Origin of the sequence: Aminobacter sp. Piv2-1, from assembly GCF_037625995.1 — a bacterium.
GTDB lineage: Bacteria > Pseudomonadota > Alphaproteobacteria > Rhizobiales > Rhizobiaceae > Aminobacter.
This window is the reverse complement of record NZ_JARKMU010000002.1, coordinates 63,676-85,238: the sequence shown is the minus strand read 5'-3', so window position 1 is coordinate 85,238 and position 21,563 is coordinate 63,676. Positions and strand designations below refer to the sequence as shown.

Annotated in this window: 20 protein-coding genes; 10 read left to right on the top strand and 10 right to left on the bottom strand. The window is 67.3% G+C overall.

Annotated elements, in window-relative coordinates:
• Positions 1–7: 7 nt before the first annotated feature.
• Positions 8–331 carry a hypothetical protein gene (locus tag AmiPiv_RS04185; protein WP_340036041.1) on the bottom strand — a complete coding sequence of 108 codons (324 nt, stop codon included), beginning with the start codon at positions 329–331 and terminating at the stop codon, positions 8–10.
• Between the two features lie 172 nt (positions 332–503).
• On the opposite strand from AmiPiv_RS04185, the gene mbfA reads away from it, so the two are divergent.
• Positions 504–1,487, top strand: coding sequence for an iron exporter MbfA (gene mbfA, locus AmiPiv_RS04180; RefSeq protein WP_340036040.1), 984 nt, complete (start codon positions 504–506; stop codon positions 1,485–1,487).
• Between the two features lie 240 nt (positions 1,488–1,727).
• Here mbfA and AmiPiv_RS04175 read toward each other — a convergent pair whose 3' ends face one another.
• Positions 1,728–1,925 carry a DUF1127 domain-containing protein gene (locus AmiPiv_RS04175; protein ID WP_340036039.1) on the bottom strand — a complete coding sequence of 66 codons (198 nt, stop codon included), beginning with the start codon at positions 1,923–1,925 and terminating at the stop codon, positions 1,728–1,730.
• Between the two features lie 109 nt (positions 1,926–2,034).
• Between AmiPiv_RS04175 and AmiPiv_RS04170 the strand changes: the two genes are divergently transcribed.
• Both AmiPiv_RS04170 and AmiPiv_RS04165 read left to right on the top strand, forming a co-directional pair.
• Positions 2,035–2,712 carry an ArsR/SmtB family transcription factor gene (locus tag AmiPiv_RS04170; RefSeq protein ID WP_340036038.1) on the top strand — a complete coding sequence of 226 codons (678 nt, stop codon included), beginning with the start codon at positions 2,035–2,037 and terminating at the stop codon, positions 2,710–2,712.
• Between the two features lie 301 nt (positions 2,713–3,013).
• Positions 3,014–3,166 carry a hypothetical protein gene (locus AmiPiv_RS04165; RefSeq protein WP_340036037.1) on the top strand — a complete coding sequence of 51 codons (153 nt, stop codon included), beginning with the start codon at positions 3,014–3,016 and terminating at the stop codon, positions 3,164–3,166.
• Between the two features lie 253 nt (positions 3,167–3,419).
• Here the strand turns inward: AmiPiv_RS04165 and AmiPiv_RS04160 are convergent, their stop codons facing one another.
• A complete protein-coding gene (locus AmiPiv_RS04160) occupies positions 3,420–4,040 on the bottom strand; it encodes a glutathione S-transferase family protein (protein WP_340036035.1) in 621 nt (206 codons plus the stop codon).
• 214 nt (positions 4,041–4,254) lie between these two features.
• Between AmiPiv_RS04160 and AmiPiv_RS04155 the strand changes: the two genes are divergently transcribed.
• Positions 4,255–4,605: a YciI family protein gene (locus tag AmiPiv_RS04155; protein WP_340036033.1), complete on the top strand. Its 351-nt coding sequence runs from the start codon at positions 4,255–4,257 to the stop codon at positions 4,603–4,605.
• 2 nt (positions 4,606–4,607) lie between these two features.
• Entirely contained in the window at positions 4,608–5,864 is a 1,257-nt protein-coding gene (locus tag AmiPiv_RS04150; protein ID WP_340036031.1) for an RNA polymerase sigma factor, read from the top strand.
• A 31-nt stretch (positions 5,865–5,895) separates the two neighbouring features.
• On the opposite strand, the gene AmiPiv_RS04145 is transcribed toward AmiPiv_RS04150, so the two are convergent.
• Both AmiPiv_RS04145 and AmiPiv_RS04140 read right to left on the bottom strand, forming a co-directional pair.
• Positions 5,896–7,266, bottom strand: a complete 1,371-nt coding sequence (locus AmiPiv_RS04145; protein WP_340036030.1) for a cytochrome P450 — start codon at positions 7,264–7,266, stop codon at positions 5,896–5,898.
• Between the two features lie 67 nt (positions 7,267–7,333).
• Positions 7,334–7,738, bottom strand: coding sequence for an ester cyclase (locus AmiPiv_RS04140; protein WP_340036028.1), 405 nt, complete (start codon positions 7,736–7,738; stop codon positions 7,334–7,336).
• Between the two features lie 136 nt (positions 7,739–7,874).
• Here AmiPiv_RS04140 and AmiPiv_RS04135 point away from each other — a divergent pair, with 136 nt between their 5' ends.
• The 5 genes from AmiPiv_RS04135 to map all read left to right on the top strand — a co-directional run bounded on the left by AmiPiv_RS04135 (position 7,875) and on the right by map (position 13,391).
• On the top strand, positions 7,875–8,777 hold the full coding sequence (locus tag AmiPiv_RS04135; RefSeq protein WP_340036026.1) for a LysR family transcriptional regulator: 903 nt from the start codon (positions 7,875–7,877) through the stop codon (positions 8,775–8,777).
• A 135-nt stretch (positions 8,778–8,912) separates the two neighbouring features.
• Positions 8,913–9,482 (top strand): NADPH-dependent FMN reductase, encoded by a 570-nt coding sequence (locus tag AmiPiv_RS04130; protein WP_340036024.1) that lies wholly within the window; start codon positions 8,913–8,915, stop codon positions 9,480–9,482.
• Positions 9,483–9,751: 269 nt separating this feature from the next.
• On the top strand, positions 9,752–12,199 hold the full coding sequence (gene gyrB / locus AmiPiv_RS04125; RefSeq protein WP_340036023.1) for a DNA topoisomerase (ATP-hydrolyzing) subunit B: 2,448 nt from the start codon (positions 9,752–9,754) through the stop codon (positions 12,197–12,199).
• Positions 12,200–12,405: 206 nt separating this feature from the next.
• Positions 12,406–12,618: a ParD-like family protein gene (locus AmiPiv_RS04120; protein ID WP_055981733.1), complete on the top strand. Its 213-nt coding sequence runs from the start codon at positions 12,406–12,408 to the stop codon at positions 12,616–12,618.
• Positions 12,615–13,391 carry a type I methionyl aminopeptidase gene (gene map / locus AmiPiv_RS04115; RefSeq protein ID WP_340036022.1) on the top strand — a complete coding sequence of 259 codons (777 nt, stop codon included), beginning with the start codon at positions 12,615–12,617 and terminating at the stop codon, positions 13,389–13,391. The genes AmiPiv_RS04120 and map overlap by 4 nt, the downstream gene beginning before the upstream one ends.
• Before the next feature lie 311 nt (positions 13,392–13,702).
• Here the strand turns inward: map and AmiPiv_RS04110 are convergent, their stop codons facing one another.
• From AmiPiv_RS04110 to kdpA, 5 genes are all read right to left on the bottom strand, one after another.
• Positions 13,703–14,395: a response regulator transcription factor gene (locus AmiPiv_RS04110; RefSeq protein ID WP_340036020.1), complete on the bottom strand. Its 693-nt coding sequence runs from the start codon at positions 14,393–14,395 to the stop codon at positions 13,703–13,705.
• Positions 14,392–17,100, bottom strand: a complete 2,709-nt coding sequence (locus AmiPiv_RS04105; RefSeq protein WP_340036018.1) for a sensor histidine kinase KdpD — start codon at positions 17,098–17,100, stop codon at positions 14,392–14,394. Before AmiPiv_RS04105 ends, AmiPiv_RS04110 begins: the two co-directional genes overlap by 4 nt.
• Positions 17,101–17,163: 63 nt before the next feature.
• A complete protein-coding gene (kdpC, locus tag AmiPiv_RS04100) occupies positions 17,164–17,733 on the bottom strand; it encodes a potassium-transporting ATPase subunit KdpC (RefSeq protein ID WP_340036017.1) in 570 nt (189 codons plus the stop codon).
• A gap of 12 nt (positions 17,734–17,745) precedes the next feature.
• On the bottom strand, positions 17,746–19,818 hold the full coding sequence (kdpB, locus tag AmiPiv_RS04095; protein WP_340036016.1) for a potassium-transporting ATPase subunit KdpB: 2,073 nt from the start codon (positions 19,816–19,818) through the stop codon (positions 17,746–17,748).
• 35 nt (positions 19,819–19,853) lie between these two features.
• Positions 19,854–21,557 carry a potassium-transporting ATPase subunit KdpA gene (kdpA, locus tag AmiPiv_RS04090; RefSeq protein WP_340036014.1) on the bottom strand — a complete coding sequence of 568 codons (1,704 nt, stop codon included), beginning with the start codon at positions 21,555–21,557 and terminating at the stop codon, positions 19,854–19,856.
• Positions 21,558–21,563: the final 6 nt, after the last annotated feature.

Below are 21,563 nucleotides of genomic sequence, written 5' to 3'. Positions count from 1 at the left end.
AGGCAAATCAGCCCAGCAACGCCCGCTGCCGCTTCTCGCCGCCGGCCTTGCGCCAGGCGTTGAAGCGATGGGTGGCGGCGGCAAACGAGATCTTCATGGCGCGCGACACCGAATAGCGCGACTTGCCCTCGTCGAACATGCGGTAGCAGCACTCGACCCCCTGCTCGGTCAGCTTGCCGTCGGTGGCCTTGTTGAGCGGGTTGTCCGGATCGAATTTCTCGGGCGCCGGCTCCAGCATCTTCCTGAGGCGCTGCAGGTCGGCCTCGAGGCTGGCGATCAGCTCGAGCACGGGCTTGGGGTCGATGCGATGGGCTTGCTGCCTGGCCGCCATGGGAAACCTCTCTCCATATAGTAAGGTTAGCCTATATAGGCGCAAGTGAGGCTATAACAAGCTTTTGCGTTGCCCGGCTGGACCATGAAGCGGAAAATTGTTGCGCCGCTGGCGCATTGACCGCCGGTCTTGCTCGACCTAGTTTAGAACAATTCTAAACTAAGGAATCAGCATGCTTTCCCGTGTCTTCGGCTTCGGCCGCCGCGCCTTCGATTCCCTTTCCGAGCAGGAGATCCTGGCGCTCGCCATCTCGTCGGAGGAGGACGACGCCCGCATCTACCGTGCCTATGCCGACGGCCTGCGCGACGAGTTTGCGCAATCGGCCAAGATGTTCGACGCCATGGCCGAGGAGGAGGACGGCCACCGCGCCTCGCTGATCGAGCTGCACCGCAAGCGCTTCGGCGAGCGCATCCCGCTGATCCGGCGCGAGCATGTGCGCGGCTACTACGAGCGCAAGCCCGACTGGCTGGTGCGCCCGCTCGGCATCGACAAGGTGCGCGACCAGGCCGAGGAGATGGAGCGGCAGGCCCACCGCTTCTACATCGAGGCGGCGAAGCGCACGTCGGATGCCTCCACCCGCAAGCTGCTCGGCGACCTGGCGGCCGCCGAGCAAGGCCATGAATCGCTCGCCCACCGCCTCGGCCTCAAGCACGTGCCCGAGGACGTCAGGGAAGAGGAGCGGACCGGCGAGCGGCGCCAGTTCATCCTGACCTATGTGCAGCCCGGCCTCGCGGGCCTGATGGACGGCTCGGTGTCGACGCTGGCGCCGATCTTCGCCGCAGCCTTCGCCACGCAGGACACCTGGCAGACCTTCCTGGTCGGCCTGTCGGCTTCCGTCGGCGCCGGCATCTCGATGGGCTTCACCGAAGCCGCCCACGACGACGGCAAGCTGTCCGGGCGCGGCTCGCCGATAAAGCGCGGCCTCGCCTCCGGCATCATGACGGCTATCGGCGGTCTCGGCCACGCCCTGCCCTACCTCATCCCGCATTTCTGGACGGCGACGACCGTGGCGGCGGCCGTGGTGTTCGTGGAACTCTGGGCGATCGCCTTCATCCAGAACCGCTACATGGAGACGCCGTTCCTGCGCGCCGCCTTCCAGGTGGTGCTCGGCGGCGGGCTGGTCCTTGCGGCGGGCGTGCTGATCGGCAACGCGTGACGTGCATGGCAGCAGGCCCCCCTCTGGCCTGCCGGCCATCTCCCCCTCAAGGGGGGAGATTGGCAGCTCCCGCGCTCTGACAACTCTGGAGCGACGCCGGATGATCGGCTTTGACGCCAATGACAGCTGATCTCCCCCTCGATGGGGGAGATGGCCGGCAGGCCGGAGGGGCGGTGTATTGACACAATTCGGCCGGCATCGAAGCATCCGCCGCCGGCGACATGTCAGGCTGAAGCAGGTTCAGCGCCAAAACGGCCGCGCGCATTCGCGCTCCACGTCGCGGCGGGTGAGCCCGATGTCTTCGAGCGCCTTGTCGTCGAGGTCGGAAAGGTGGAGCCGCTGCAGCTGCCGGTCGTAGCAACGCATCAGCAACCGCAGGACCGGGAACCTCCGGCCGGCAGGCCGTTCCTCTGCCACGATGTCGAAGTCGGTGGTCATGGCGATCTCCTTTCTGCCGCCAGAATACGGATTGCCCGACGAGAATGCTTCGACTAACATCGAATGATGCGAGCGGCCTACCAGAGGCCGCTATGAGACGGAGGTCACCATGAAGGAAGGTCCCGATATCGCCCGCATCGCCAGCCTGGTCGGCGATCCCGCCCGTGCCAACATGCTGATGGCGCTGATGGACGGCGGCGCGCTCACTGCCAGCGAGCTGGCGCTCGAGGCCGGCGTCGGCCTGCCGACGGCGAGCTCGCACCTGGTAAAGCTGATGGACGGCAGGCTGCTCAAGGTGGCGAGCCAGGGGCGGCACCGCTACTACGCGCTTGCCGGCACCGAGGTCGCGACGATGATCGAGGCGATCAGCGGCGTGGCCGCCGGTTCAGGGCCGCAACGCGCCCGACCGGGACCGCGCGACAAGTCGATGCGCGAGGCACGCGTCTGCTACGACCACCTTGCCGGCGAGCACGCGGTTGCGATGTTCGATCGCTTCGTCGCCGAAGAGATCATCGTGCACGACGGCGAGGTCCGCCTCGGGCCGGCCGGGCCGGCGTTCTTCGCCGCCATCGGCATCGACACTTCCAACCTCGGCGCCTCGCGCCGGCCGATGTGCCGCGCCTGCCTCGACTGGAGCGTGCGCCGCTCGCATCTGGCCGGCTCGCTGGGTGCCGCCATCCTCGACAAGATCGTCGCCGAGAAATGGGCGCGCCGGCCTGCCGGCAGCCGGGTCGTCGAATTCACGCCGCCCGGCCGCAAGGCGTTCGAGAGGACCTTCCTCGGCTAGAACCTCCCGCCACCGCGCCGAGCCTGGCCGGAAGGGCCGCGAACACGCCTCTATTGGTAACCGCCGCGCGAAACCTGTGGATAGTTTCGCGGCAATCGGCGGTTACTTGTGTGGTCGAAATGGCACATCTTAACCATTGCCGCCCGATCCGGCCTAAATGCCCAGAAAAGAACGCAATTCAGCCCCGATCGGGCGCATTTTCACACGAAGATTAACATCGCGTTCACCGAAGATTCACGACCGACGGCTATGATCGCTTCCACATTCGGAACGGGCTTCCGAAGGGACAGGGATAAGAACAATGGCTATCTGGAACCAACTCTCTCACGCCGCCGTGGCGTTTCGCGAATTCATCGCTCCAACCTACCGCCCCGAACGCCACTACATGCGCGGTCCGGGACCGGCCTGCGCACGCCGCGCCCACCAGCTCAAGACCCGCGTGACGATCCACTGATCATGACCGTTACCGGACGTCACGACAGCCGCATCGCGCGGCCGGCCAGCGACCACCGCAGCACCACCCTGCGTGGCGAACGCCGGGCTGCTGCCTCCCGCCTGTAAGGCAAACGCCTGCCAGGCGGCGCATGCCCGGCAACTCCACGCCCTCCGCAAGCAGCCGCATCAACACGCCGAGGACCTAACCGCCTTCGGCCGGGCAACGCATTGGCGCGCCTCGTCGGGCGCGCCCGGTCGGGCGGTGCCCGACCTCACCACAATTCGTGACGGACGTTCAGGTCCTTGATCACCGGCACGTCCTTCAGCATCGCGCACAGCCGGGCGATGTTGGGCCAGGCGGCATCCGCCTTGCCGGCTTCGGGGTGCCAGAAGACCAGCATCAAGAGATAGACGTCGGCGACCGACATGCGCTCGCCGGCGAGCCAGCGGCGGCCCGCAAGCGCCCGTTCGACGATACCGAAGCCGCGGTCCAGTTCCGCGATGGCCGCGGCCTTGACCGCGCCGGCGCCCGCCGCGTCGGCGGTATAGCGCGACGCGTAGTAGATGCGCAGGATCGCCGGGTAGACCACAGAGGTCATGAACGCCATCCAGCGCAGGAAATCGGCGCGCCCGATGCCGTCGGACGCAGGCGCCAGCCGCGCGTAGGGATAGCGTTCGGCGATCAGCTGGCAGATGGCGGCCGACTCCGTCATCGCCTCGCCTTCCGGCAGCACCAGCGCCGGCACCTGGCGGAGCGGGCTCACCTCGGCAAAACGCTCGTCGGGGTCGACGCCCTTGGCGACATCGATGCGTTCGAACGGCGCGCCCGCCAGTTCCAGCGCCGCCTCGACCACGAACCCGCCGCTGCCGGCGCGGGTGTAGAGCTTGTACATGTTCGTCCCCCTGAATTTGAAGCGGGGGATTTGACATGCGCCGAGCCGGCTTCTCAAGCATCTCGGTCGCGCCAGCACGGGAATTTCGCCGGACCAGCCGCGCCCTTCCACGGCCTCTTGAAAAAATCTCCGTCCGCATGTCGAAATCCCCCGGGCGCGGACGACATTCGTTCGGCCCGCGACGACGCGGCCCTGGCAAACACAGGAGACCACCATGCAGTACGTGCTTCTCATCCATGCAGAAGAGGTGCCCGGCGACGTTCCCTCCGCCGAAGCGGTGAAGCAGATGAGCGCCCCCTACGCCGCCTACAACGAGGCGCTGATCAAGGCCGGCGCGCTCCTGTCCGGCGAGCGGCTGCAGCCGACGTCCAACGCGACCATCGTGCGCGTGCGCGACGGCAGGACGCAGGTGCTCGACGGCCCCTTCGCCGCGACCAAGGAACAGCTCGGCGGCTTCTACGTCATCGAGGCGCCGGACCTCGACGCCGCGCTCAACTGGGCGGCGCGCTGCCCGACCGCCAGCAACGGCACCATCGAAGTCCGGCCGGTCTGGCCGACCCGCTAACCATGCCGGAGGCGGCGGACAAGGCCCGGGCGGCGGCGGAAGCGGCCGCCCGCCAGAGCTACGGCAAGCTGGTCGCCTTCCTTGCCGCCCGCTCGCGCGACGTGGCAGGCGCCGAGGATGCGCTGGCCGACGCCTTTGCCGCGGCGCTTGCCAGGTGGCCTGAGACGGGCGTCCCCGCCCGTCCGGAAGCGTGGCTGCTCAGCGTCGCGCGCCGCCGCGCCGCCGACCAGCACCGCCGCCGCGCCACGCGCCAGGCGGCCCTGCCGCACCTCAGGCTGATGAGCGAGGAAACGGAGGCCGAGACCGTGCATGACGACCTGCCCGACGAGCGCCTCGGCCTGATCTTTGCCTGCGCTCATCCCGCCCTGGACCCGGGCGTGCGCGCGCCGCTGATCCTGCAGACCCTGCTCGGCTTCGACGCAGCCACCATCGCCTCCGCCTTCCTGGTCTCGCCGGCCGCCATGGGGCAGCGGCTGGTGCGCGCCAAGGCGCGCATCCGCCAGACCGGCATTCCCTTCCGCATTCCCGACAAGGCGGAACTCGGCGAGCGGCTGCAGGCGGTGCTGGAGGCGATCTATGCCGCCTTCTCCGAAGGCTGGGGCGACGCCGCCGGCTCCGAATCGCGTCGGCGCAACCTCGCCTCCGAGGCGATCTGGCTGGGCCGGCTGGTGGCGCGGCTGATGCCGGACGAGCCGGAGGCCCTGGGCCTGCTTGCGCTGATGCTGCACGCCGAGGCACGCCGTGGGGCCAGGCGCGACAGCGCCGGCGAATTCGTGCCGCTGAGCGAGCAGGACACGCGCCTGTGGGATGCCGGCCTTGCCGGCGAGGCCGACGCCCTCATCATCCGTACCGGCCCCTTCGCCGCGCTTGGCCGCTACCAGATCGAGGCGGCGATCCAGTCGGCGCACGCGGCGCGGCGCTTCACCGGCTGTACCGACTGGCCGGCGATCGCCACCCTCCATGCCGCGCTCCTGGCGATCTCGGCATCGCCGGTCGCCGCGGTCAACCATGCCGTCGCGGTCGCCTATGCGGGACGGCCGGCCGAGGGCCTGCGGCTGCTCGACGCGATCGGCGACACGAGGCTCGACGCCTACCAGCCCTACTGGGCGGCGCGGGCCGAGCTTTTGTCGCTCACCGGCGACGCCGAACAGGCCCACAAGGCCTATCTGGTCGCCATCGGGCTCGAGACCGACCCCGCCGTGCGCCGCTTCCTGGAAAAGAGGCGCGAAGCGCTGGCGCAGGGACGGCCGGGCGGGTGAGTTTTCGGGCTGCGGCTGCCACCTTGCAGGCTCAGCGCCGCGTCACGCGCATCGGCAGGCCGCCCTGCGGCTGGGTGGTGAGCTTCTGCACCGGCCAGGGCCTGGTCTCGGGCAGCACGTCGAAACGGTAGCGCGACAGCATGATAGCGAGCGCGATGATCGCCTCCTGCATGGCGAAGCTCGCGCCGATGCAGACGCGCGGGCCGGCACCGAAAGGCAGATACTGGTAGCGGTCGATCCTGTCCCTGTTTTCGGGATGGAAGCGCTCGGGCAAAAAGGCTTCCGGATTGTCCCAGAGCTTGCGGTGGCGGTGGACAGTCCAGGGCATGACCAGCACCTGCGCCTTGCGCGGGATTTTCAGCCCCTTGTATTCGTCGTCGGCGACGGGCTCGCGGTTGATCGAGGGCGCCGGCGGATAGAGCCGGAGCGCCTCCTCGAAGGCGGCGCGGGTGAGCGGCATGGCGTCGAGCCATTTCACCGGGTCGGGCTCCTGCGCCAGAACCGCGTCGATCTCGCGCTCGATGCGATCGCGCTCCCAGGTGGCCTCGGCGAGGCAGTAGATGGTCCAGCCCAGAGCGCGCGCCGTGGTCTCGTGGCCGGCGCCGATGAAGGTGATGATGTTGTCCTCGATCTCCTGGCGCGAGAGGCCGTCGGGGCCTTCAGCGCGGAGCAGGAGGGTCAAGAAGTCCTGCGGCGCGCCGGCAGGGTCGCGGGCCAGCCTGTCGCTGCGCATCGCCACCGTGTCGGTGACGATCTTGCGGAAATAGGCCATGGTCTTGCGGCCGCGGATGCGGGTGATGCGCGGCAGCCATTCGGGCGCGCGCAGCAGGTCGAGCGGGTCGACGCGGCCCATGGTCTCGAACAGCCGGTCGATCTCGTGGCCGAAGCTGCCGGCCTCGCCGGCGATCTCGCCGGAGAACAGCGTCTCGGCGAGGATCTCGTAGGTGAGCATGGTCATGTCCTGGGCGACATCGACCGGGCCGGCGGCATCGTCGTAGCGTTTGACGAAGTCGAGCGTGCGGGCCAGCATCGGCTGGGCGAAGCCGAAGATGTTGCGCGGGGTGAAGACCGGCGCCATGGCCTTGCGCGAGCGCTTCCAGACGTCGCCCTCGGCAGTCAGGAGCCCGTCGCGCAGGATGGGGCGCAGGATCATCTGGCGGACGGTCGCCATCTTGTAGTTCTTGGCGTTGTCGACCAGCACGTGGCGGATGAGGCCGGGATCGTTGGCGATGACCAGCGGGCCGCCGATGCCCGACACCGAGATCCACGGTTCGTTGTAGGAGGGCTCGCCCCACAGCTCGAGCGGATTGCGGTAGACGATCCGCATCATCTCCAGCGTCGACGGCGGCGTGGTGCGCGGCACGGGCGCGGGCGGCACGAAGGGGGCTGGATTGGTGTCCATGAACGGCTCCGCTGGTTCCTACAATGTAGTAACCGGACATGCGGGCGTCCATGCGGCCGAACGGCGCTCAGGCGCTCCAGCCGAGCTGGCGGGCCTGATGGCCGCTGTCGCGGATGCCCCAGCGCTGGGTGATGCGGCCGTCGGCGACGGTGAACCATTCGATGGCCGTCAGCTCGAAGCTCTTGCCGGTGGCCGGCATGCCGCGGAACGGGGCGACCGCCTTGCCGGTCTCGCGGAAGCGGACGACGACGTTGTCGCCCTCCTCGGCCATGTCGAGGATTTCGAGGCGCATGGCGAGAGCCTCGTGCAGCTCGCGCCAGATCGGCAGGGCGAAGTCGAGCGTGCCGTGCCCGAGTACGCCATGGATGACGGCGTCGGGCGCGAACAGGGAGGTCAGGGCAGCGAAATCGCCCGAGTTCATCGCCTCGACATAGGCGCGGACGACGGTCTTGGCGGGTGTCTGGTTCAGCATGACGGGCTCCAGGGGAGGATGGCACGGGCGCCTCGGCGCCTGAGATCGTGCGGTTCGGCGCCGGTCTATCGCGGCCGTCCGCCCACCGGGAGCCGCGCCACTTGCAGAACGGTTCTGCGAAAGTGCAGAATGGGCGATGTTCGACTGGAACGACCTGCGCTACCTGATCGCCACCGCCCGCCACGGCTCGACGCTGAAGGCGGCGGGCGCGCTCGGCGTCAACCAGACGACCGTCGCCCGGCGCATCAAGGCACTGGAGGACGCGCTCGGCATCGAGCTGTTCCATCGCCGACAATCTGGCTACGTGGTGACGGAGGAAGGGCGCGCGGTGCTCGACCTCGCCAGGGCGACGGAGGAGGCTGCGGCGCGGCTCGAGGAAAAGGTCGCGGCGCGCAAGCGGGCACTCTCGGGCAAGATCAGGATCACGGGAACGGAACTGACCGCCCGCCTGCTGCTCGCGCCCGCCATCTCCAGGCTGCGCGCGGCCTTTCCCGAGATCGCCACCGATGTCATCTCCACGGACGACAGGCTGGACCTCGGCAAGGGCGAAGCCGACATCGCCCTGCGCGCCGGCGGTGCCGGCGAGCGCGACGACATCGTGCGGCGCAGGCTGCCGGATTCGGTGTGGGCGATCTACATGGCGCGGTCGCTGGCCGAAACCGCCGGAATACCCGAAAGCGAGGCGGATATCGCCCGCTTCCCCGTCATCGCCGGCGAAGGCACCCTTGCCGCCGCCTGGCCGGTGGCGCTGCTGGAGGAGCGAGCCGATCCGGCGCGGATCGCGCTGCGCTCCAACTCGCTGCCGGGACTGCTGGCCGCGGCCGAAGCGGGGCTTGGGCTCGCCGCCCTGCCCGCGATTGCCGCGCATGGCTCGACGCAGCTGGTGCGGTGCGACGCGCTGGGTAGCTTTCCGAGCCCGTTCTGGCTGTGCTGGCACGAGAGCAGGCGCAACGACCCGCTGATCCGCAGCGTGGCCGATTTTCTCGCGACCGAGATCGTCGGGAAGAAGGCGCTGATAACCGGCCTGATTGACGGCTAGGTCATCGGCCCGATTACCGGCCCGATTACCGGAATGTGATTCGGTTACCGAAAGGTGCCTTCTTGCAACTGGAGGGCTCCGGCGACTATGTCTGGCCGGTCACCATTGGATACCTGCCCACCAAGGACTGAAATCTTGAAACACCAGCTCAATATCGTCGTGGCCAGCACCCGCCCCGGCCGCGTCGGACCCGTTTTCGCCCGCTGGCTCGATGCCTATGCGCGCGAGCACGGCAAGTTCGAACCCGTCATCACCGACATCGAAGCCTTCGGCCTGCCGATGTTCGACGAGCCCAAGCACCCGAGGCTCGGCCAGTATGAGAACGAACACACGAAGAAATGGTCCGAGGCGATCAAGGCCGGCGACGCCTTCGTGTTCGTGACGCCGGAATACAACTTCTTCGCCGCCCCCGCACTGGTCAACGCCGTCAACTACCTGGCGCGCGAGTGGAACTACAAGCCCGCCGGCTTCCTGAGCTATGGCGGCGTCTCCGCCGGCCTGCGCGCCGTGCAGTCGGAAAAGATGCTTCTGACGACGCTGAAGATCATGCCGATCCCCGAGGCGATCGCGATTCCCGCCTTCGCACAGCACCTCGACGAGGAGGGCGAGTTCAAGGCCAACGACCTGGTCAAGGACAGCGCCAGGACGATGCTGGACGAACTGCATCGCTGGAGCGAGGCGCTGAGGCCGCTCAGGGCTGCCTGACTCTCTGCATGACAACGGGGTGGCGACAGGCCGCCCCGCACAGATCTGGGCTGCCGACAGTCCCGAGTGGCGAAGGGCACATTTCGAAGGCTCGCAACCGCCGCCCGCACGGCGGCGGTGACTGCTCGCCAAAGCCCGTTATCCCCGCCCAAAACCCCCGTAAAACTTGGAAAAGTCACACTTAACCCCTATATCTCGAGGACTAGTGGGCGTGCGATTCGGGGCCGATTCTGCCGCGTCCTTCCGCGGCAGTCAGACGAAAGATCTTCATGAGCGACCAGTCCGAGAACCTTCCCGGCGCCCAGGCCGAGTACGGCGCAGATTCCATCAAGGTTTTGAAGGGCTTGGATGCCGTCCGCAAGCGCCCCGGCATGTATATCGGCGACACCGACGACGGCTCGGGCCTGCATCACATGGTCTATGAGGTGGTCGACAACGCCATCGACGAGGCGCTGGCCGGCCATGCGACGCTGGTGACCGTGACGCTGAACCCCGACGGCTCGTGCACGGTGACCGACAACGGCCGCGGCATTCCGACCGACATCCATCCCTCGGAAGGCGTTTCCGCCGCCGAGGTGATCATGACGCAGCTGCACGCCGGCGGTAAGTTCGACCAGAACTCCTACAAGGTTTCCGGCGGTCTGCACGGCGTCGGCGTGTCGGTGGTCAACGCGCTGTCGGTGTGGCTGAAGCTCAAGATCCGCCGCAAGGGCCAGATCCACGAAATGACCTTCAGCCACGGCAACGCGGTGGCTCCGCTGAAGGTCGTTGGCGAGGCCGGCGACGAGACCGGCACGGAAGTGACCTTCCTGCCCTCGTCCGACACCTTCACCATGGTGGAGTTCGACTACGGCACGCTGGAACACCGGCTGCGCGAGCTCGCGTTCCTGAACTCGGGCGTGCGCATCGTGCTGACCGACAAGCGCCACGCCGACATCAAGAGCCAGGAACTGCTCTATGACGGCGGCCTGATCGAATTCGTGAAGTATCTCGACCGCGCCAAGAAGCCGCTGATCGAAAAGCCGATCGCCATCAAGGCGGAGCGCGACGGCATCACCGTCGAAGTGGCGATGTGGTGGAACGACAGCTACCACGAGAACGTGCTGGCCTTCACCAACAACATCCCGCAGCGCGACGGCGGCACGCACCTCGCCGGCTTCCGCGGAGCCTTGACCAGGCAGGTGACGGGCTATGCCGAAAGCTCGGGCCTGACCAAGAAGGAAAAGGTGACGCTGACCGGCGACGACTGCCGCGAAGGCCTGACCGCCGTTTTGTCGGTCAAGGTGCCGGACCCCAAGTTCTCGTCGCAGACCAAGGACAAGCTGGTGTCGTCGGAAGTACGCCCGGTGGTCGAAAGCCTGGTCAACGAGGCGCTCGGCACCTGGCTGGAAGAGCATCCGGCCGAAGGCAAGACGCTGGTCGGCAAGGTGGTGGAAGCCGCCGCCGCCCGCGAGGCCGCGCGCAAGGCGCGGGAACTCACCCGCCGCAAGGGCGTGCTCGACATCACCTCGCTGCCCGGCAAGCTGGCCGACTGCCAGGAGCGCGATCCGGCAAAATCCGAAATCTTCATCGTCGAGGGTGACTCGGCAGGCGGTTCGGCCAAGAGCGGCCGGTCGCGCCAGAACCAGGCGATCCTGCCGCTGCGCGGCAAGATCCTGAACGTCGAGCGCGCCCGCTTCGACCGCATGCTGTCGTCGGACATGATCGGCACGCTGATCACCGCGCTCGGCACCTCGATCGGCAAGGACGAGTTCAGCGCCGACAAGCTGCGCTACCATAAGATCATCATCATGACCGACGCCGACGTCGACGGCGCCCACATCCGTACGCTGCTTTTGACGTTCTTCTTCCGCCAGATGCCGGAGCTGATCGAGCGCGGGCACCTCTATATCGCCCAGCCGCCGCTCTACAAGGTGACGCGCGGCAAGAGCTCGCAGTACCTCAAGGACGAGGGCGCCTTAGAGGAGTATTTGGTCGACGTCGGCCTGGACGAGGCGTCGCTGACGCTCGCCAACGGCGAGGTGCGCGTCGGCCAGGACCTGCGCGCGGCGGTGACCGACGCGCTCGGCGTGCGCACGCTGATGGACGGGCTGCACACGCGCTATTCGCGCGCCGTGGTAGAGCAGGCGGCAATCGCCGGCGCGCTCAACCCCGACATCTTCGGCGATCTCGGCCGCGCCAAGGACATGGCCGAGGCCATCGCCAAGCGTCTCGACCTGATCTCCGAGGACATCGAGCGCGGCTGGAGCGGCGAGGTGTCGACCTCCAACGAAGGCCCCGGCGGCTATGTCTTCAAGCGCACGCTGCGTGGCGTGACCGAGCATGTGCAGCTCGACATGGCGCTGATCAACTCGGCCGACGCGCGCGCGCTCGACCGCTTCGCAGCGCGGCTCGGCGAGGTCTACAGCCAGCCGCCGGTGCTGCGTCGCAAGGAGAATTCGGAGTCAATCGCCGGGCCGCTCGCCCTGCTCGACGCGGTGTTCGCCTCGGGCCGCAAGGGCCTGACCATGCAGCGCTACAAGGGCCTCGGCGAGATGAACGCCGAGCAGCTGTGGGAGACCACGCTCGACCCGAACGTGCGCTCGCTGCTGAAGGTGCAGGTGACGGACGCGACCGACGCCGACTCGCTGTTTGCCCGCCTGATGGGCGACGAGGTGGAGCCGCGCCGCGACTTCATCCAGGAGAACGCGCTGAGCGTCGCCAACCTCGACGTCTGATCGCAACAGATCGACTTGTTGCACCTCGCCTCCTTCGCGCCGCGAAGGGGGCGATTGTGTTTCCGGGGGTGCGGTGGGGTTCGCGCTCGAGGCGGCAGCACGCTTCCCATGGACCATCGGCGGGCGGCTCGAACAGACGTGTCTTCAGCACGGCTCTTGGCAATTCCATATACGTTCTATATATGAAACATATATGGAGAACTCCGATGGGCATTGTGAACATAGACGATGAGTTGCACGAGCAGCTGCGCAGGGCGAGCAAGGTGTCGTGCCGCTCGATCAACGCGCAGGCCGCCTTCTGGATCAAGGTCGGCATGCTGTGCGAGACCAATCCGACGCTGAGCTTCAACGAGATCATGGAGCGCGAGCTGAGCTCCGCCGGCGTTTCGGCCCAGTCGCTGGCCGCGATCCAGGCATGATCAAGCAGCCCGAGGAGCTGCTGCTGCTGACCGAGTCCGGCAGGCTGCTGGCGCAAGTGTTCGCGCTCCTGGATCGCATCCCGCTCGAAGGCAAGTCGACGCTCGAGATCAACGACATGGCCGAGCGGTTCATCGTCGACGACCTCCAGGCCCGACCGGCAAGCAAGGGGCAGTACGGCTATGGCTTCGTGCTGAACTCGTCAATCAACGAGGTGGTCTGCCACGGCATTCCATCGCAATCGGACGTGCTGAAGGCTGGAGACATCGTCAATCTCGACATCACACTGGAGAAGAACGGCTACATCGCCGATTCCAGCAAGACCTATCTCGTCGGCGAGGTGCACCAAGCCGCCAGGAGACTGGTAGAGGCCACGCACGAGGCCTTGTGGCAGGGCATCCGAGCGGTTCGCCCCGGCGCTACGCTCGGCGACATCGGCTGGGCGATCGAGCGCCATGCCAAGCGCAACGGCTATTCGGTGGTGCGCGACTTCTGCGGCCATGGCATCGGCCGCGAGATGCACGAGAAGCCCGACGTCCTGCACTACGGCAAGCCGGGCACCGGGCTCACGCTGCGCGAGGGCATGGTGTTCACCATCGAGCCGATGCTCAATCGCGGCCGCCGTAGCGTGCGCACCGAGGCCGACGGCTGGACCGTAGTGACGCGGGACGGCTCGCTTTCGGCACAGTTCGAGCACACGGTTGCGGTGACGGCTTCCAGCGTGTCGGTGCTGACGCTGCGTCCCGACGAAGTGCAGCGATACGCTTCGCTGTGAGCGGCGAAGGCCCACCGTCCCCTTAGATTGTAGAAGGAAGGACGGTGCGGCATCTCAATGACTGCGTTCCCTCCTTCAGCCGTTCGTTTCTTCCAGCACCCCTCATCCGTCCTGGCGCTGCGCGCCAATCCACCTTCTCCCACAAGGGGCGAAGGAGAAGTCGCGCTTGCCCCTGCCCTCCGCTATGGCCCCGGGCGTTCGTCGTTGGGAAAAGCCAATCGTTGGCTTTCTGGCCTGCGGCCACCACTCCTCACCCCACCAGGGGAGAAGGGGAAGTCGCGAAACTCCTCGCCCCACAGCGGGGAGAAGAATCAGTCCGCCTCGCGCAGGCGGTAGCCGACGCCGGTTTCGGTGGTGATGTATTGCGGCTCGTCGGGGGTCTTCTCGATCTTCTGCCTGAGCTGGCGGACATAGACGCGGAGATATTGCACGTCGGCCGATCCGCCCCAGACATGCTCCAACAGGAAGCGGTGGGTGAGCACCTTGCCGGCGTGCTGCACCAAGGCGCGCAGGATGTCGTATTCCTTGGGCGACAGCTTCACCTCCTGACCGGCGAGCCGGACGATGCGCTTGACCAGGTCGACCGACAGCTCGCCGGTCTGGAACACCGGCTTTTCGCCCTGTTGCTGCAGCCGGTGGCGCAGTGCCGTGCGGATGCGGGCGATGAGTTCGTTCATGCCGAAGGGTTTTGTCACGTAGTCGTCGGCGCCGAGTTCCAGCGCCTTGACGATGCCGGCTTCGTCGGTGCGGCTCGACAGGATGATGACCGGGGCCTGCATGCCCTCCGCCCGCCATTCGGCGAGCAGGTCATGCCCGGCCATGTCGGGCAGACCGAGATCGAGCAGGACGAGATCCGGCTGCTCCGCCCTTGCGATGGCAAGCGCCGGCTTGGCCGCCGGCGCCTCGATGACGGTGTAGTCCTGCGTGCCGAGCCCGACGCGCAGGAGCTTGCGGATCGGCGGCTCGTCGTCGACGACGAGTATCTTCACCCCGGTGGTACTCATGCCATTCCTTCGAGCTTCGATGCCTCGGGCGGCACCGGCATGGTGATGGTGAAGACCGCGCCCGGCCGATCGCCCCGGTTGGAGGCGACGATGGTGCCGCCCATCGCCTCGACGAAGCCGCGGCAGATCGACAGGCCGAGGCCAGTGCCGGCGCGGACATGGTCGCCCTTGCGCACCCGATAGAACGTATCGAAGATCCGTTCCAGATCGGCCTGCGAGATGCCGGGGCCCTCGTCCATGATCTGAAGCGCCACCGAGCCATGGTCGGACCAGCCGCGAATGCGGATCAGCGAACCCTCGGGCGCGTATTTGGAGGCATTGTCGAGCAGGTTGAACAACACCTGTTCGAACAGCACGGGATCGACCTTGAGCATCGGCAGGTCGGCCGGCATGTCGACCTCGGTCCTGTGCTGGGCGGTGATCTTGGCGGCGCGGCGGAGCGCCGAGCCGACGATGTCACCCGGATAATGCAGCGCATAGTTGGGTTCCATCGCACCCGACTCGATCTTGGTCATGTCGAGCAAGTTGGCGATGAAGCGGTTGAGCCGCTCGGATTCGTCGACGACGGTGGAGACCAGCTCCGCCCTGCCCTCCTCCGGCAGCGAACCGCCGAAGTCGCGCAATGCGCCCGCCGCGCCCATGATGCCGGCAAGCGGCGTCTTGAGGTCGTGCGAGATCGAGGTGAGCAGCGCCGAGCGCAGCCGGTCGGCCTCGACGGCGAGGCGGGCGCGGTCGACGTCGGCGACGAGCTGGATGCGCTCGATGGCGACCGCCGCCTGGTCGGCGAGCGCGTCGAACAGGCGCTGCTGCTCAGGCGTGAGGATTGGGCCCTGGCGGTCGTTGTCGAGGCCGACGACGCCCACCGCCATGCGGCCCGTGCGCAGCGGCAGATAGAGACGCTTGGCGCCGGGCAGCGTGTCGGCGCCACGGCCGGCGGCGCGGTTGTGCTCCCAGGCCCATTTGGCGGCGGCGATGTCGGCGTCGACCAGCGTGTCGTCGGGCGGATAGCCGGCCTTGACGGCGATCGTGCCTTCCTCGGGCAACAGCAGCACGACGCGCACCTTGAGCATCGAGGCGATCTGGAAGGCCGTGGCCCAGAGCACGTCGTCGAGCGTGCCGGTGCCGGCGAGCTTCTTCGAAAACAGATAGAGGTCTTCCGTCATGCGCGCCCGCTCGCGGGCGGCGGCGGCCTGGCGCTGGACGCGGCCGGTGAGGTTCGACGCAATCACCGCCACGACCAGGAAGAACAAGAGCGCCACCACGCTTTCGGGGTCGGCGATGGTCAGCGTGTAGACCGGCGGCAGGAAGAAGAAGTTGTAGGCGAGCGAACTCAGCACCGAGGCGTAGAGCGCCGGCCACAGGCCGAGCGTGACCGCCGAGGTGAGCACCGCCATCAGGAAGACGAGCGCGATCGAGCGGACGTCGAGGAAGGTGTCGAGGGCGAAGCCGAAGGCGAGCGCACCGGTCACATGCAACGTCGCCACCAGATAGGGCCGGGGGTCGAGGCCGCGCCGCTGGGCGGCGGTCCTGATGCCGCGCGCGGCAAGCGCCGCGTCCTGCTCGGTGCCGGAGGTGACATGGACGGAGATATTGCCGGCCTGGCGGATCAGATCATGGGTGACCGAGCCCTCGAACAGCTCGCGCCAGCGCGGCTTGGACGGCTTGCCAATGACGATGTGGGTGAAATTGTGCGTGCCGGCGTGGCGGACGATGTCCTCGGCCACCGACTGGCCGGGGATGGTGACCGCCTCGCCGCCGAGCTGCTCGGCGAGCCGCATGGTGGCGGCGAGCCGGTCCTTGTCGACATCGGCGAGGTTGGCCGAGCGCGAGGTCTCGACGTGGAGGGCCGCCCAGGGGCAGCGCAGCCGGTCGGCCTGACGGCGGGCGAAGCGCACGAGCGAGGCGCTGCGCGGATGCTCGTCGACGGCGACCAGCACACGGTCGCCGGCGGCCCACGGGCCCTCGATGGCATGGGCCTGCATGTGGGTGAGCAGCTGCTCGTCGACGCGCTGGGCCGTGCGGCGCAGCGCCAGCTCGCGCAGCGCCGTCAGGTTGCCGGGCGAAAAATAGTTCTCGATGGCGCGGCGCGCCGTGGTCGGCACGTAGACCTTGCCCTCATGCAGGCGCTTGATCAAGTCGTCAGGGGTGAGGTCGATGATCTCGACGTCGTCGGCGCGGTCGATGATGAGGTCCGGCACCGTCTCGCGCACGGTGATGCGCGTGATCTGGGCGACGATGTCGTTGAGGCTCTCGACATGCTGGATGTTGAGGGTGGTGTAGACGTCGATGCCCTGGCCGAGCAGCTCCTGGACGTCGAGATAGCGCTTGGGATGGCGGCTGCCGGGGGCATTGGTATGGGCGAGCTCGTCGACCAGCACCAGCTTCGGTCGGCGGGCGATGATGGCGTCGAGGTCCATTTCCTCGAGCTTGCGACCCTTGTAGTCGACCGCCTTGCGCGGGATGACCTCGAAGCCCTCGACAAGCGCCTGGGTCTCGCGGCGGCCATGGGTCTCGACCACGCCGATGACGACGTCGGTGCCGTCGCCAAGCCGGGCGCGGCCCGACATCAGCATCTCGTAGGTCTTGCCGACGCCCGGAGCGGCGCCGAGGAAGATCTTGAGACGGCCACGGCCCTCGCGGGCGGCTGTCTCGAGCAGCGCGTCCGGCGAAGGCCTGGTGTCCTTGTCTCTTACGTCGTCTGGCATCTATGCCTGCATGTGTCGGTGCGCCGGAGTTCGCAACAGTGTTAGAACCCCGGCGCGAACTTGTCAGCGCGCAATCGCGGCGTCGAGCGCCAGGTTGAGCTTCAACACGTTGACCACGGGCTCGCCCATGAAGCCGAGCTCGCGATCCTCGACGTGGCTGTCGACCAGCTTGCGCAGTGCCGCCTCGTCCATGCCGCGCGCCTTGGCGACGCGGGCGACCTGGAAATAGGCCGCCTCGGGCGAGACGTGCGGGTCGAGGCCGCTGCCCGAGGTGGTGACCATCTCGACGGGGATGGGCGCGCCGGGATCGGTCTGCTTCAGCTTGTCGGCATCGGCCTTGATGCGGTCGATCAGCTTGGCGCTGGTCGGGCCGAGGTTGGAGCCGGAGGAGGCGGCGGCATTGTAGCCGTCGCCGGCGGCCGAGGGGCGGCCGTGGAAGTAGCGGTCGCTGGTGAAGGCCTGGCCGATCAGCTCGGAGCCGATGACCTTGCCGTCCTTCTCGATCAGGCTGCCATTGGCCTGCCTGGGAAACAGCACCTGGGCGATGCCGGTCATGCCGAGCGGATAGGCAAGGCCGGTGATGGCGGTGAGCGCTACGATCATGACGAGCGCGGGTCTCAATTGCTTCAGCATGGGAAGACGTCCTTATGCGAGGCCGATGGCGGTGATGGCCATGTCGATGGCCTTGATGCCGATGAAGGGCACGACGATGCCGCCGAGGCCGTAGACCAGCATGTTGCGGCGGAGCAGCGAGGCGGCACCTACGGCGCGGTACTTCACGCCGCGCAGCGACAGCGGGATGAGCGCCACGATGATCAGCGCGTTGAAGATGATGGCCGACAGGATGGCGCTCTCAGGGGTGGAAAGCCCCATGACGTTGAGCGCGCCGAGCTGCGGGTAGAAGGCCAGGAACATCGCCGGGATGATGGCGAAATACTTGGCGATGTCGTTGGCGATGGAGAAGGTGGTGAGCGCGCCGCGGGTCATCAGCAGCTGCTTGCCGATCTCGACGATCTCGATGAGCTTGGTGGGGTCCGAGTCGAGATCGACCATGTTGCCGGCCTCGCGGGCGGCCACCGTGCCGGTGTTCATCGCCACGCCGACATCGGCCTGGGCGAGCGCCGGGGCATCGTTGGTGCCGTCGCCGCACATGGCCACCAGCTTGCCCTTGGCCTGTTCCTCGCGGATCAGGGTCAGCTTGTTCTCGGGCGTCGCCTGGGCGAGAAAGTCGTCGACGCCGGCCTCGGCGGCGATGGCCGCTGCCGTCATCGGGTTGTCGCCCGTGATCATGACGGTGCGGATGCCCATGCGGCGCAGTTCGGCGAAGCGCTCGCGAATGCCGCCCTTGACGATGTCCTTGAGGTAGACGACGCCGAGCAGGCGGCCGTCGCGCGCCACGGCCAGCGGCGTGCCGCCGAGCTTGGCGATCTCGTCGGAGATTGCCTGGATGTTGCGCACGGCCTCGCTGTCGGCTGGCGCGCCCGAGGCGGACGCAGCGATCGACTTCACATGGGCGAGCACCGAATCCACCGCGCCCTTGCGGATGGAGGAGCCGTCGAAATCGACGCCGCTCATCCGGCTCTGTGCGGTGAAGGGCACGAAATGGGCGTGCAGCGAGCCCATGTCGCGGGCACGGATGCCATAGCGTTCCTTGGCGAGCACGACGATGGAACGGCCTTCCGGCGTCTCGTCGGCAAGCGAGGCGAGCTGGGCGGCGTCGGCCAGTTCCTGCTCGGAAACGCCCTTCACGGCGCGGAACTCGGTGGCCTGGCGGTTGCCGAGCGTGATGGTGCCGGTCTTGTCGAGCAAGAGCGTGTCGACGTCGCCGGCGGCTTCGACGGCGCGGCCGGACATGGCGAGCACGTTGAAGCGGACGAGACGGTCCATGCCGGCGATGCCGATGGCCGACAGCAGCGCGCCGATGGTGGTGGGGATCAGCGTCACGAACAGCGCGACCAGCACGATGACCGGGATGTAGCCGCCGGCATAGGTGGCAAAGCTCGGGATGGTGGCGACTGCCAGCACGAAGATGAGGGTCATGCCGGCGAGCAGGATGTTGAGCGCGATCTCGTTGGGCGTCTTCTGGCGCTCGGCGCCCTCGACCAGCGCGATCATGCGGTCGAGGAAGGTGGAGCCGGGGGCGGCGGTGATGCGCACGCGGATCCAGTCCGACAGCACCTGCGTGCCGCCGGTCACCGCCGAGCGGTCGCCGCCGGATTCGCGGATGACGGGGGCGGATTCACCCGTGATCGCGGCCTCGTTGACCGAGGCGACGCCCTCGATCACCTCGCCGTCGGAGGGGATGATGTCGCCGGCCTCGACCAGCACGACCTGGCCGACCTTGAGGCTGGTGCCGGGGACCATCTTCCACGAGGTGACGCCGTCGCCGTCCAGCAACTTGGCCTGAGTTTCGGTGCGCGCCTTGCGCAGCGAGTCGGCCTGCGCCTTGCCGCGGCCTTCGGCGACGGCCTCGGCGAAGTTGGCGAACAGCACGGTGAACCAGAGCCAGAGGATGATCTGGAACGAGAAGCCGAGACCGCCGGCGCCGGTCACGAGGTCCTTGACGAACAGGACGGTGGTGAGCGCCGAGACGACCGCGACGACGAACATGACCGGGTTGCGGGCCAGGCTGCGCGGGTCGAGCTTCTTGAAGGCGTCGCCGATCGCCGGGAAGATGATACGCGAGTCGAGCAGGCTCGCTGATTTGTGGGTGCTCATGTCGAGACTCCGAATTTCTTTCTAGCGGCGTGGCGTCAGAAGACCTGGCCAGCGAACATGGCGAGGTGCTCTACAATCGGACCGACGGCGAGCGCCGGGAAGAAGGTGAGCCCGCCGACGATGACGATGACGCCTGCCAGCAGGCCGACGAACAGGGTCGTGTCGGTCGGGAAGGTGCCGGCGGATGCGGGAACCGTCTTCTTGGTGACCAGCGAGCCGGCAATGGCGAGTGCCGGGATGATGACCAGGAAGCGGCCCATCAGCATGGCGAGGCCGATGGTGACGTTGTACCAGGGCGTATTGCCCGTGAGGCCGCCGAAGGCCGAGCCGTTGTTGGCCGCGCCCGAGGTGTAGGCATAGAGAATCTCGGAGAAGCCGTGCGGTCCCGGCGTGCCGACGGACGCCACCGCATTGGGCAGCAGCACGGCAATCGCCGTGAACCCGAGCATGGCGAGCGGCAGGCACAGGATGGCGAGGACGGCCATCTTGACCTCCTTGGCCTCGATCTTCTTGCCGAGATATTCGGGCGTGCGGCCGACCATGAGACCGGCGACGAAGATGGCGATGACGACGAACATGAGGATGCCGTAGAAGCCGGCGCCGACGCCGCCGACGATGACTTCGCCGAGCTCCATGTTGATCAATGGGATCAGGCCGCCCAATGCCGTGAACGAGCCGTGCATGGCATTGACCGCGCCGCAGGAGGCAGCCGTGGTGACGACGGCGAAGAGCGACGACAGGACCACGCCGAAGCGGACTTCCTTGCCCTCCATGTTGCCGCCGTCGATGCCAAGCGCCTGGATGAGCGGGTTGCCGGCGGCCTCGGCCCAGTAGGTGAAGGCGACGCCCGCGACGAACAGGATGCCCATGGTGGCGAAGATCGCCCAGCCTTGGCGCTGGTTGCCGACCATACGGCCGAAGACGTTGGTGAATGCGGCACCGATGGCGAAGATCGACACCATCTGGAGGAAGTTCGAGATCGCGTCGGGGTTTTCGAACGGGTGCGCCGAGTTGGCGTTGAAGAAACCGCCGCCATTGGTGCCGAGCATCTTGATGGCGAGCTGCGAGGCGACCGGCCCGAGCGCGATGGTCTGCTCAGCGCCCTCGACAGTGGTGGCGGTGACATAGGCGCCGATCGTCTGCGGCACGCCGAGCCAGACATAGGCGAGCGTGAGTGCGATGCAGAGCGGCAAGAGCACGTAGAGCGTGGCGCGGGTGAGATCGACCCAGAAATTGCCGATCGACTTGCCCGAGGCGCGGGCGAAGCCGCGGATCAGCGCCATGCCGATGGCGATGCCGGTGGCGGCGGAGACGAAGTTCTGCACCGTCAGGCCGGCCATCTGCACCAGGTAGGACATGGTGCTTTCGCCACCATAGTTCTGCCAGTTGGTATTGGTCATGAAGCTGACGGCAGTGTTGAAGGACAGCTCCGGTGGCACAGCGGTCATGCCGGCCGGGTTGAAGGGCAGCGAACCCTGGACGCGCTGCAACAGGTAGAGCAGCAGGAAACCCGCCACGTTGAAGGCGAGCATGGCCGCGGCATAGCCGGTCCAGTGCTGGTCCTCGCGTTCGCTGGTGCCGGCGAGGCCGTAGAGCAGGCGCTCGACCGGACCGAGGACGGGGGTGAGGAAGGTGCGGTCGCCGTTGAAGACGCGGTACATGTAGCCGCCGAGCGGCTTCACGAGCAGAATGATGACCCCGCAGAAGAAGAGGATCTGTAGCCAGCCATTGATGGTCATGAGAAA

Bases quoted from the DNA above. Each gene is read 5' to 3' on its own strand.
- AmiPiv_RS04140 (WP_340036028.1), bottom strand. From the start codon at position 7,738: ATGCTGAACCAGACACCCGCCAAGACCGTCGTCCGCGCCTATGTCGAG.
- AmiPiv_RS04155 (WP_340036033.1), top strand. From the start codon at position 4,255: ATGCAGTACGTGCTTCTCATCCATGCAGAAGAGGTGCCCGGCGACGTT.
- AmiPiv_RS04145 (WP_340036030.1), bottom strand. From the start codon at position 7,266: ATGGACACCAATCCAGCCCCCTTCGTGCCGCCCGCGCCCGTGCCGCGC.
- AmiPiv_RS04170 (WP_340036038.1), top strand. From the start codon at position 2,035: ATGAAGGAAGGTCCCGATATCGCCCGCATCGCCAGCCTGGTCGGCGAT.
- AmiPiv_RS04110 (WP_340036020.1), bottom strand. From the start codon at position 14,395: ATGAGTACCACCGGGGTGAAGATACTCGTCGTCGACGACGAGCCGCCG.
- AmiPiv_RS04120 (WP_055981733.1), top strand. From the start codon at position 12,406: ATGGGCATTGTGAACATAGACGATGAGTTGCACGAGCAGCTGCGCAGG.
- mbfA (WP_340036040.1), top strand. From the start codon at position 504: ATGCTTTCCCGTGTCTTCGGCTTCGGCCGCCGCGCCTTCGATTCCCTT.
- kdpC (WP_340036017.1), bottom strand. From the start codon at position 17,733: ATGCTGAAGCAATTGAGACCCGCGCTCGTCATGATCGTAGCGCTCACC.
- kdpA (WP_340036014.1), bottom strand. From the start codon at position 21,557: ATGACCATCAATGGCTGGCTACAGATCCTCTTCTTCTGCGGGGTCATC.
- AmiPiv_RS04135 (WP_340036026.1), top strand. From the start codon at position 7,875: ATGTTCGACTGGAACGACCTGCGCTACCTGATCGCCACCGCCCGCCAC.
- AmiPiv_RS04185 (WP_340036041.1), bottom strand. From the start codon at position 331: ATGGCGGCCAGGCAGCAAGCCCATCGCATCGACCCCAAGCCCGTGCTC.
- AmiPiv_RS04150 (WP_340036031.1), top strand. From the start codon at position 4,608: ATGCCGGAGGCGGCGGACAAGGCCCGGGCGGCGGCGGAAGCGGCCGCC.
- map (WP_340036022.1), top strand. From the start codon at position 12,615: ATGATCAAGCAGCCCGAGGAGCTGCTGCTGCTGACCGAGTCCGGCAGG.
- AmiPiv_RS04175 (WP_340036039.1), bottom strand. From the start codon at position 1,925: ATGACCACCGACTTCGACATCGTGGCAGAGGAACGGCCTGCCGGCCGG.
- AmiPiv_RS04165 (WP_340036037.1), top strand. From the start codon at position 3,014: ATGGCTATCTGGAACCAACTCTCTCACGCCGCCGTGGCGTTTCGCGAA.
- AmiPiv_RS04160 (WP_340036035.1), bottom strand. From the start codon at position 4,040: ATGTACAAGCTCTACACCCGCGCCGGCAGCGGCGGGTTCGTGGTCGAG.
- AmiPiv_RS04105 (WP_340036018.1), bottom strand. From the start codon at position 17,100: ATGCCAGACGACGTAAGAGACAAGGACACCAGGCCTTCGCCGGACGCG.
- gyrB (WP_340036023.1), top strand. From the start codon at position 9,752: ATGAGCGACCAGTCCGAGAACCTTCCCGGCGCCCAGGCCGAGTACGGC.
- kdpB (WP_340036016.1), bottom strand. From the start codon at position 19,818: ATGAGCACCCACAAATCAGCGAGCCTGCTCGACTCGCGTATCATCTTC.